We start from the raw sequence: 10,824 nt of genomic DNA, 5'->3' as shown, positions 1-10,824 counted from the left end.
CTTCTTGCGGACCAGCAACTGGGCCTGGCCGCTGTTGCCGTCGGCGTCGGTCACCGTGAGGGTGTGCGCGCCGTTGGCGACGTTGTCGGCCAGCTTGACGGTGCCGCTCAGGTTGCCGGCCGTGTCCGCGGAGAGGGTGGAGGCGGCGATCCCGGCGGCGTTGCCGTCCAGCGTCGCGGTCACCGCTCCGGGCGCGAACTTGGAGCCGGTCAGGGCCACTTCGCTGCCGGGCTCGACCGCCGCGGAGGGTGCGTTCAGGACCGGCTTGTCGGCCGCGCCGACCTTGAGGGTGGCCGAGGGGGCGACCGCGGTGACCGGGTTGCACTTGGTCTCGGCGTCGAAGCCGAACGCCTTGGTGAAGGTCGAGTACAGACCGGGGGTCAGCGTCACGTCGCCGGCCTGGGTCAGCTTGACCTTGCCGGTCATGTTGGTGAGCACCAACTCCTGGCCCGGGCCGGTCTCCGGGTTGATCCGCTGACCCTCGACGGCGACCTCGCCGGTGGCCGCGCCGCCCAGGGTGACGCTGCCCTTGGGCAGGGTCGAGTCCTTGTCCACCTTGCCGACGACCGGGATCTCCGGCGGCGCCTTCGGGTACGACTTCCAGGTCCAGGTGACGGTGACCTCTTCGCCGACGTCGTAGCGCGGCTTGGCCGGCGCGACCGACAGGTCGATCTTCAGGTTGCCGTCCGGGATCACCAGGTCCTTGACGATCTGGTTCACGCAGTGCGAGGTGTAGTCGACGTCCGCCGCGTTCGCGGAGGGCGCGAGCGCCACCATGCCGACGGTGCCGGCGATCGTCACGACGCCGAGCGACGCGGCGAGTTGCCTGTTTGCCTTGAACATATGGTGCGTTCCTTTTTCTCGGTTACCGCTCTGCCGGCGCCGGGGAAGGGCGGGGCAGCCGAAACACCGCATCGAGTGGCCGGGGCGCGCCGCCGTCGGGACCGGACGCGGCGCGCGGGCTTCGATACCTCGTGCGCGACCGGCGGACGTCGCAACGGATGCGGCCCGCCGGGTCGGTGGAACGTGTTGCAGAAATCGTGCTTGATCATTCCGCTTCACGAAGATCACAAAGTCAAGGGATTCGCGCGCGGAAACGAAAGGACGCCCTCCTCGAACGATGCGAGGAGGGCGTCCCGGTCTCCGACGGTGACTCAGCTCAGACTGAGCGTCAGATTCCCGGTGTAGGCGTCGGAGCGCGAACCGCCGGGGAGCGAGAGGTTCAACAGGGCGTTCGCCTCGAACGCCCCGCCGGTGACCGCGCCCGTGCTCGGGCTCTGCCGACACAGCACCTCGGCGCTGCCGCCGACCGTGCCGGGCACACCGGTACCCACCGCGGCGGGCGGGCCCTCGACGGTGGTGCAGGCGGGGATCCAGGTGAGTTGCCGGGCCGGGACGATCTCGCCGCCCTGGCCGACGAAGTCACTGGCCTGTGCGGTCAGCGTCCAGCCGAGCGTGCTGCCGCGTCGATCCAGGATGGACACCGGGTTCAGCCGGCCCTCCAACTGTTGTGCGTCACCGCTGGGTTGGAACTGCGGCATGGTCACACCGGCCGAGTTCTGGCGCATGAACAGCGGTCCGGCCACGGTGTCGGCGGGGGTCTGCGGCACCTGGCCGGTGAGCGGCGGCGGGAGGGGCGGGGCGCTCGGCGGCGGGGTGGTCGCCCCGGCGGAGGGGCCGGGGGTGGCGCCGACTCCGCCGAGCGTCGGGTCGCCGGCGCCCGCGGTGCCGGCGGTCGGGTCGGTCGTGGCGCCGCCGGAGGGTGGGGCGGACGGTGTGCCGCCGCCGGACGAGCCCCCGGCGGCGGTGCCGCCGCCCGTGCTCTGGCCCGGGGTCTGGGTGGTGCCGATCTGGATGCTCGCCGACACCGGCAGCCGGTCCGGATGCACCGGGGTGCAGGGCGAATCCTGGATGGCGGTCTGCTTGAGCACGTACGCGCCCGGCGCCAGGTCGATCCGACCCTCGGCCGCGATGGTGAATCGGCCGGTCATGTCCGCGACCGGGAGCGGCTGGGCGCCGCCGACGCCGGGGTGTTTCGCGGGGCCGGTGAGCGTGATGTCGCCGACCTGGCCGTTGGAGAGCTTGACCGTGGCGCTCGGCGCCTCGGTGTTCGGAATCACGTCGACCCACGTCCACGGATTGCGCGGCGGGGAGGCCCAGTGCCAGGTGACGGTCACCTCCTCGCCGACCTTGTACGTACCCTGCTTCGGCGCCGAGACGGACAACTCGACCTTCGGCTTCCAGGTGAAGTCCGGACCGCCCAGGGCCGGCGGTCGGCAACTCACCTCGTGCTCCACGGGCGCCGCCTGGGCCCCGGGTGCGACCGCCGTGAGACCTGCCGCGCCGGCGGCGAGCACGCCTGCCCCCAACATCGCGAACAGCCTCCTGCGGGGTGGAACCATGCGCGGGACGCTCCCTTCCCTGTTTCTCGACTTCGTTCTTCGGCGTCGTTCTTCGGCCTCGATCCCGCCCCGTCCGTTCGGGATCGGGGCGGCCGGCCTGAAACGTGTTCCATAAATGGGCCAAATGCCCATTGATTCCGCTCCTCTGACGTGGTGTCAAGGGATCGCGGCCGGCTGTGACGGGTTCGAGAAGCGCCGGTACGCAGCGTCGTCGTCGCCATGGCTCAGTGTCACGGTCGGGCCGGTCCGGCCGGTCGCCCGCGTTCCACAGGAAACGCGGCACGGCAAGGCCGGTGGGGCGGAATGGAGCGTTCCGCTCGATTGAGGCCGAAAACCGTCCGGTTCACCGCAGCCGCCCGGGAAGTTTTCGGTGGGAAGCGGGACAGAGTGTCGCGACACACGGTGATACCGCGCCAACTTTCGGTTGCACACGTGTCACTCGCGCCGTGCGCCGGCTTTCGATCTGACGCCGTGTCAGGGTTGCCGCGCTCCAGCTGATCCGTACGTGCCGCTCCACCCGGCGCGCCCTTTCGCGCGCCGGGACGTTCACCCCGGGATAGAGGAAACAGCATGCGTGCTTCGCTTCAGGCAAAGGCACTCGTGGCGGCCGGAATGCTCGCCGCCACCATCGGCTTCGCCGCCCCCGCGTCCGCAGGGACGGCCGGCGTCGGCGACAACTGGCAGACCTGCGACGGGCCCAGGACGTTCGCGCCCGACGGTGCCACGGTCGGTACGGCGTGCCTGGCCAAGGTCGGCGACACGCTCCAGGCGTCGACGTACATCGACTTCAACAGCCCGACGCCGTCCGGATGGACGCAGTGCGGTGTGCTCTACAGCCTGTCCAAGCACGCGAGCAACGGTGACTGGGTGTCCGTCGGTGGGGAGTACGTCGACTGCCTCACCGCGGCTCAGGCGGGCACGGCCGTCCTGAGGTCGGACGCCGAGCCGCTCGCGCCCGGGGAGTACCGCGCGTCCGTGGGCATCCTCGGCGTCTACAACGGGCAGGTGCTCCAGTCGCAGGTGCCGCTCGCGGTGACGGCCGCGGTGGTCGTTTCCTAGCGCGGGTCCTCGATTTCGCGTCGAACAGGGCGCACAGCCAGGCTCCGGGCGTTCTCGCCCGGAGTTTTGCTGTTTGGGGGGCTTTCGCGCATCGGTTGTACGCGACACGTGTCGAGTTTGTGGGGACCTGTCGACCGCCTTGTCGACACAGTGATTTCGCAGGTCCGCGCGATATGGAACCGTGTCCGACGGATGCAGATTTTCTGCTTTTCGCTGTTGTCCGCTCATGCCACTTGTCGTACCGTCACCCGAAGATCTGACGTGACATCAAGTACTGGAACAGTCTCGATGTCTCCCGGACGCGCCAAGGGAAGCCCCCTCCAGGGAACGCGAGGCGTGTCCCACCGGTGCTTGCGTGGTCCGGTTTCCCGCCCGGCCCGCGCCTCGAAAGGGGGAAGTCGGGTGTGGCGACCGCGTGTACCCGATGCGTCGGGGCGCGTGCCGGGTCGGTGCAGGCCGACACGCCGGAACGGCCCTGCTGAGCGCGCGTCGCTCCGGCCGTTTCGATCAGGACTTCTCGACGAGCAAGAGATCCCCCCGAAGGGAGAACCACCGTATGGTCAGGCCCAATAAGCGAGCCGCGGGCGGCGTGGCGGCGTTCGCCGTCATGGCAGGCAGCATGCTGGCGTTCGCACCGCAGGCCGGCGCGGCGCCGGTCACCACCCAGGTGAAGTGTGAATTCGCCGACAAGGTCGTCCAGGATGCGATGGGCGGGCCGTCGGTCTCCGGCCCGCAGCCGTTCACCATCACCGGTCCCGCCGACGCGACTCCGGGCAAGTCGATCCAGCTCAGCATCGACCCCGGGGTCAGCCCCGCGTCGTCGCCGGTCCCCGCCGAGGTCAAGATCATCCCGACGGTGGTCTTCGATGCGAAGTCCGACGGCGGCACCGCGACGCTGACCGCGGTCGGCGCGGCGGCCACCCTCACCGTGAAGGAGAAGGTGGGGATCGACGTCCCCAAATTCGCCGTCAACATTCAGGTGCCGAGCAATGCCAAGGGCAAGCTCGAACTGAGCCCCAAGAAGTTCTCGCTGGACCTCCAGGTCATCGACCCGGAGCTGAGGTTCCCGGTGCCGTGCAACATGACCTCGACGGCGGTCGCCTACACGGTCAACACCCCGGGTGCCTCCACGACTTCGGGCACGACCAGCGGTACGACTTCAGGCACGACGAGCGGTACCACCTCGGGTACGACCAGTGGCACCACCTCGGGTACGACCACCGGCACGACCGCGGGCACCACGACCGGTACCACCTCGGGTACGACCGCCGGCACCACCGCCGGTGCGGGCGGCACGCTGCCCAAGACGGGTCCGCTCGACGACGCGCTCTCGATGGGCCTGCTCGGCGGCACCATCGGTCTGCTCGGGATCGGCGGCGTGCTGCTGGCGACCCGTCGCGTGCGGGCCTCGCGCAGCGCCTGATCGATGTCTCGGGACGGTCGGCCTTCCCTGCCCGGAAGGCCGACCGCGCCGCTCCCGGCGGCTATTGACTATGTGACGGGATCGCGCGTGAATGGCCGCCAGAATCTGAAACAGGTTTCAATTCGCAGCACGGGGTCCGTGCCCGGCAAGGGAATCGACGGACGGCGAGACGGCCGCCTCGGTCGTGTGCGACGGATCTTCAGCGAGGCGGTCGCTCAGGTACGGCACCGGAGCGCCGGGCCCACGGAAGTGCGACGCTCCTCGGCTCTCGCTCCGGTGTGGTGTTCGACCGCCCCGCCCCTCGGCGGCCGGCGGTAACCCCCTGAAGGGAGCAGCACCACAATGTTCAAACCCAGAAAAAAGGTTGTCGCGTCGCTCGGCGTCGCGATGATCGCGGGTACCGCCGGTCTGGTCGCGGGAGCGCCGGCCGCATATGCCGGGTCGGTCAACCCCGACCTGGTGTGCACCGAGCCGATCCTGAACTGGAACAAGACCGGCAAGCAGACGTTCGACGCGACCCTGACGCCGGACACCGGCAGCGCGCCGGGCACGGTGAAGATCAAGATCGACGCCGGCGAGAACCCGCTGCGTCCCGACTATGACTTCGAGAACATCGGATTCATCGGCAAGTACACCTTCACCTTGAGCACCGGCGGCGAAGTCACGGTGGTCGCACCGGAGTTCACCGCGAACATCGGTCCCAACACCGGCATCAACCCGCCGGAGTTCACGGCCGACCTGGCGATCCCCCAGGCCGCGCCCGGGACGAAGATCGATCTCACGCTCAAGACGTTCGCACTGGACGTCAACGTGCCCGATCTGCCGCCGCCCACCACCACGGCCACGTGTGAAGTCACCGGCAGCAACGGCGTCATCGCGTCCTACACGGTCGCCGACGCCCCGCAGGAACCGACCCTGACCAGCACTCCCGGACAGGTCAAGCCCGGCGGTGCCCTCACCGTCGCCGGGACGAACTGGCCGGCGGGTACGCCCACGGTCGAACTGTGCGACGCCAGTGGCAACGCCTGTGACGCCACCAAGGTCACCGGGGCCCTCACCGTCACGGATGGTGCGCTCGCCGGTACCGCGACGATCGGCGCGGCCGTCGCGGACGGCTCGTACCAGCTCAAGGTCACCGTCGGCGGCAAGTCCAAGACGTCGAACGTGACGGTCAAGGCCGACGTGCCGAGCAACCCGCGCAAGCTCACTCTGAACCCGACCCACGGGCCGGTCGGCACCGAGGTCACGGTGAACGGCGAGGGCTACACGCCGGACGCCTCCGTCTACGTGGTCCCGACCAATGCCGCGCAGCAGCCGGACGTTCCCGGTCTGGTGGTGGCGAAGGCGGGTGCGGACGGCAAGTTCACCGCCAAGGTCAAGGTCAACAAGGCGGACACCACGCTGATCGCGGCGTCCGAGGACACCGCGGGCACGCTGTCCGCCGGTGCGCCGTTCACGGTCGACGGGAACCCCCCGGCCGGAACGCTCAAGCAGGACCTCACCGGCACGATCGCCGGCGGCGCCCTGACGATCTCTCAGGAGAACGGCGGGATCAAGCTTTCCGACGTGACCCTGAACGGCACCGAGCAGAACATGACCGGCGCGCTGAACACGGTGACGGTCAAGGACTACCGCGGTGGCGCCACCGGTTGGACGCTGACCGGCGCGGTGACCGACTTCAGCAACAACGCGGGCGGCACCATCCCGGCGGAGAAGTTCTCCTGGACTCCGAAGCTCACGCCCGGCGAGGGTTCGCCGAGCCAGGCGGTGGCCGGTAGCGCGGGTCCGATCGGCAAGACCGGCGCCACGCTGGCGTCCGCGCCCAACGCGGATGTCACCGGCGGTACGTTCCAGGCCGACGCGGGTCTGTCCCTGGCGGTCCCGGCGTACCAGGCGCCCGGCAACTACAGCGCGACGCTCACACTCTCCATCTCCTGACCGAATTCTCCGCGCCGGAATCCTTCGGCGCGGAGACCTCGAACGGCCTCGACACCGGGGGCCCGTGCGCCGCGGAAAACCAGCCGCGGCGCACGGTCCGCCGGAGCGGGCCGCTGCGGATCGACGCAGAGCGGAGGGTGGGGCGGGCAGCCGGCCCGTCCCGCCCACACCGCAGGCGGGTGATCCGCATCCGTTCCACCCAGACACACAGCGCGGGCCCTTCGGATCCGCTCCCGAAACCGGCCCTTTCGATCCGCAGCACACAGACCAGTTCTGGAGACACCGATGACGGGCACCCCGGCCCCCCCGAGCCGCCGGCAAGGCGGACGCAACCGATCCCTGGCCACCCTGTTCGCGGTGCTGGCCACGCTGTTCGCATCCTTGACGCTGGTCGCACCGACCCCCGCGTCGGCCGCGGGCAACGGCGAATGGTCGGTCGATCCGTTCGTGCCGGACGGCACCAGCCAGAACGCCCGTCGCTACTTCTTCCTCGAAGGCGCCGCCGGCACCACCGTTCCCGACGTGGTGACCGTGCACAACACGAGCCCGGCGCCGCTGACCATGAAGCTGTTCGGCGCGGACGCGTACAACACGCCGCGCGACGGCGGTTTCGCACTGCGCACCGTCACCGACAAACAGAAGGACGTCGGTACCTGGATCCAGGTGGCGCCGGAGAACCAGACGCTGACCCTGCAACCGGGGGAGAAGCGCCAGGTCCCGTTCAACATCGTCATCCCGCCGAACGCGACCCCCGGTGACCACCCCGGCGCCATCGTCGCGCTCAACACCGCGATCGAGGGCACTCAGCAGCAGGGCCAGATCAAGGTCAACATCCAGCGGCAGATCGGCGCCCGGGTCTACCTGCGGGTGCAGGGCGACGCGCTGCCCGCGATGGACATCCAAAAGGTCGAGGTCAAGCGGGACGCGGGCTTCCACGAGTTCTTCGGTTCGAGCAAGGCGAAGGTCACCTACCGGATCATCAACCGGGGCAACGTGATCCTGCGGCCCAAGTTCGAGCTCAAGGCCGAGGGCCTGTTCGGGCGCAAGCTGATGAGCAAGGTCGACGAGGGCACCGAGATCCTGCCGGGCTCGGCCGTGGAGAAGGTCGTCGAGTGGAAGGACGCCCCGCGACTCGACCACGTCACCGTCAAGGTGAACGGTGTCGTCGCGGACCAGAACATCAAGGACGACGCGAGCGCTTCGTACACGGCCGTGCCGTGGCCGAGCCTGCTCACCCTGGCCGCCCTCCTGCTGGTCGCCGGCATCGGTTGGGGCGTGTGGCGCAACGGACGCAAGGGCAAGGGCGGCGACCCGGCCAAGCCCGCCGGCCCGGTGGGTCCGACCGACGACACAACGGTGCTGCCGCCGGTCCCGGCCGCGCCCGCGCCGGCCGGCGCCGAGCACGCCCAGGCCGCCGGTGAATCCGCGCCCGTCGCGGAGCCGGCGCCGGCCGAACCCGCGAAGGCGGCGGTGTCGGCGGAGACTTCCGGTGCGGCTGCGGATGCCGAGGCGGCCGAGAAGGCCGAGGTCGAGACGCCGGCCGAGGACACGTCCAAGGACGCGGAGTCGGGGGACAAGGGCGAGCGGGCCGAGACGGCCGACAAGTCCGCCGAGACCGAGGAGAAGCCGGCCGAGGTGGCGGCGAGCGACGACAAGCAGGCCGACGCCGAGGCGACTCCCGTGGCGGATAAGCCCGTTGCGGAGACACCCGCCGACGCGAGCGCCGCACCGGAGACGGCGGCAACCGAACCGGCCGAGCCCGAAGCCGCATCCGCCACACCGGCCGCCGAGCAGCCGGCCGCCGCGGTCCCGGCCGCCGACGCCGAGCCCGAGCCCGACGCCGAGCCCGCGGTCCCGGCCGCCGCTCCCGCCAAGAAGGCCGCCAAGCGCCCGAAGGGCAAGCAGCCCCCGGCCCGCCCGCGCGCCGACGCGCCGGCCGCCGAGGACTCCGCCGATTCCGCGGGGGTCGGCCGTTGATCGTGGTCGACCGGGTTCGTCACGTGGTTCGGGTGGGCCGTGCCCGCGGTACCGCCCTCGCGCTGATCGCCGTGCTGCTCCTGGGGCTGGTCGCCCTGGGCGGCACGGCGCCCGCGCGTGCGGCGGACCCGGCGCCGGCCGGACCGAGCGCGTCGATCGACCCGGGCAAGGTCGCGGCCGGGGACAAGGTCTCGGTCGTCGGTGGCGACTGGACTCCCGGCTCGCTGGTCCAGGCGAGCATCTGCGGTGAGAACGGCCTGCGCGGCACGGTCAACTGCGCGGCGGCCAGTGCCGCGAGCGGGACCGTGGACGCCGCCGGCAATGTCACGATCACCCTGACCGCAGCCATCCCGCCGTCCCCGTGCCCGTGCGTGGTCCGGATCGCGGTGATCATGAACGGCCCGCCGAAGGACGCGAGCGTGCCGCTGGAGATCGACGGCGCGCCCTACGCTCCGCTGCCGGTGACCGTCAAGACACCCGGCCGACTGGTCTTCATCGACAGCGCCATGGTCGGCGAGGACTCGATCTTCACCTGGTTCGGCTCGCCGGTGCAGCGCCGGTTCCGGATCGAGGTCGGGAACATGGGCCAACAGCCCATCGTCAACCCGACCTTCCGGATCGGCTTCTACGAAGGTGTCTACGCCCCGACCTGGGAGAACTACGAGTCGCACGTCACCATCCCGCCGGGCAAGCGCACCACCATCTCGCTCCCGGTGGAACTGAACCCCCGTCAACACGGCACCTTCAGTTGGCGCGTGACGTACGACAACCAGATCGTGGACGAACAGGCCCTGGAGGTCGGCCGTCCGTGGGGCGTCTACATCTTCGGCGCGCTCCTGGTGATCGTGGTGCCGGTGGCGGCCTGGCGGTTGTTCCTGCGCATCGTCGAACTCATCGGCGAACAGCGGGCCCGCCGGGCCGGCGAGCGCGAGCGCGAAGTCGGCCTGGCCGAGCCGCCGTCCCGGTTGACCAGGGACGACAAGAACCGAAAGTCCGCCGAGGACAAGGCGGATGACGGCGAGTCGGATTCCCGGACCGCGAACAGACGCCCGCCGCAGTCCTCGGCCGCACCGGTGGACCTGAGCAAGCGCCCGGTGCGTTCGATGGTCGAGACGATGGTGATCGGCGGTCCGCTGTACGCGGGTTCCGAGCCCGGTGAGGACGACCACCCGCGTGCCGGCGAGTCCGGGGGAGGCGATCGATGACCACCCGACCCCGCCGGGGCCTCGGCGCGCTGATCGCCGGCACCGCTGTGATCGGCACCGTGCTCGCGTTCTATTACGGGCCGGGCGGCGGCGAGTTCGGCCCCTCGCACACCAACGTCACCGACCAGGCCGGCCCGAGCGGCGGCGGTACCTACCGGCCCGCGCCCACCGCCGGTACCGGTGATCCCGGCTCCGCCGCGCCGAGCGACGGTTCGACCGTTTCGAACCCGCCCGGATCGGGTGGGAGCGCCGGCGACGGATCGGTGTCCGGCGCGGGAGAACTCGACTGGGACACCAGGATCGACCAACCTCGGCCCCCGGACCGGGTGGACGGCAACATCAACCCGGGTGTCCTGGCCGTCAGTACCCCGAACACCGGACAGAGCCGGCTGACCGTGGATCGCACCAGCGGCACCGCCAAGGGTGCGCTGAATCCGATGCTGGTCCAGGACTTTCGCGGGTCGCGCAACGGGTGGACCCTCACCGGCGCGATGTCCGACTTCCGGGCGGAGGACGGAACCCGGATCGAGGCGCACAACCTCGTCTGGGATCCGTACTGCACGCCGCACCCGGGACGCGGCCCGTATCCCAGCTCGGCCAGGCCCGGAAACCGGGCCGAGTCGAGCCGTACGGCGACCCTGTGCTCGACATCGTCGTCACCGAGCGTCACGGGGGGTGAATTCGATGTCGGCGCAGAGCTGACCCTGCGGCTGCCCGACCGGAACACCTCCGCCGAGAGCTACTCGGCGACCTTGACGCTCACGCTGAGCTGACCAACACGACGGGGTGAGTCCCGCCCCGACGAAGGGAGCGCACAACC

General features: G+C 70.4%; 7 protein-coding genes and 1 pseudogene. 6 read left to right on the top strand and 2 right to left on the bottom strand.

Annotated features, from left to right (window positions below; translation table 11 throughout):
• Positions 1-843: pseudogene (locus ABZ374_RS39085) on the bottom strand (hypothetical protein); the annotation flags it as partial.
• A 311-nt stretch (positions 844-1,154) separates the two neighbouring features.
• Positions 1,155-2,402 carry a hypothetical protein gene (locus tag ABZ374_RS39080; RefSeq protein ID WP_360321039.1) on the bottom strand — a complete coding sequence of 416 codons (1,248 nt, stop codon included), beginning with the start codon at positions 2,400-2,402 and terminating at the stop codon, positions 1,155-1,157.
• Between the two features lie 570 nt (positions 2,403-2,972).
• Here ABZ374_RS39080 and ABZ374_RS39075 point away from each other — a divergent pair.
• The 6 genes from ABZ374_RS39075 to ABZ374_RS39050 all read left to right on the top strand — a co-directional run bounded on the left by ABZ374_RS39075 (position 2,973) and on the right by ABZ374_RS39050 (position 10,777).
• On the top strand, positions 2,973-3,461 hold the full coding sequence (locus tag ABZ374_RS39075) for a hypothetical protein (RefSeq protein ID WP_360321036.1): 489 nt from the start codon (positions 2,973-2,975) through the stop codon (positions 3,459-3,461).
• 556 nt (positions 3,462-4,017) lie between these two features.
• Complete coding sequence (locus tag ABZ374_RS39070; protein ID WP_360321033.1) at positions 4,018-4,884, top strand: hypothetical protein; 867 nt, start codon at positions 4,018-4,020, stop codon at positions 4,882-4,884.
• A 342-nt stretch (positions 4,885-5,226) separates the two neighbouring features.
• Positions 5,227-6,822, top strand: coding sequence for a hypothetical protein (locus ABZ374_RS39065; RefSeq protein ID WP_360321030.1), 1,596 nt, complete (start codon positions 5,227-5,229; stop codon positions 6,820-6,822).
• Between the two features lie 285 nt (positions 6,823-7,107).
• Entirely contained in the window at positions 7,108-8,799 is a 1,692-nt protein-coding gene (locus ABZ374_RS39060) for a DUF916 domain-containing protein (RefSeq protein ID WP_360321027.1), read from the top strand.
• 32 nt (positions 8,800-8,831) lie between these two features.
• Positions 8,832-10,004: a hypothetical protein gene (locus tag ABZ374_RS39055; RefSeq protein WP_360321024.1), complete on the top strand. Its 1,173-nt coding sequence runs from the start codon at positions 8,832-8,834 to the stop codon at positions 10,002-10,004.
• Positions 10,001-10,777, top strand: coding sequence for a hypothetical protein (locus ABZ374_RS39050; RefSeq protein WP_360321021.1), 777 nt, complete (start codon positions 10,001-10,003; stop codon positions 10,775-10,777). The genes ABZ374_RS39055 and ABZ374_RS39050 overlap by 4 nt, the downstream gene beginning before the upstream one ends.
• Positions 10,778-10,824: the final 47 nt, after the last annotated feature.

This window comes from Embleya sp. NPDC005971 (genome assembly GCF_040629175.1).
Classification (GTDB): Bacteria; Actinomycetota; Actinomycetes; order Streptomycetales; family Streptomycetaceae; genus Embleya.
Note: the sequence above shows the minus strand (reverse complement) of the source record. Positions and strands in the feature narration are given on the sequence as shown.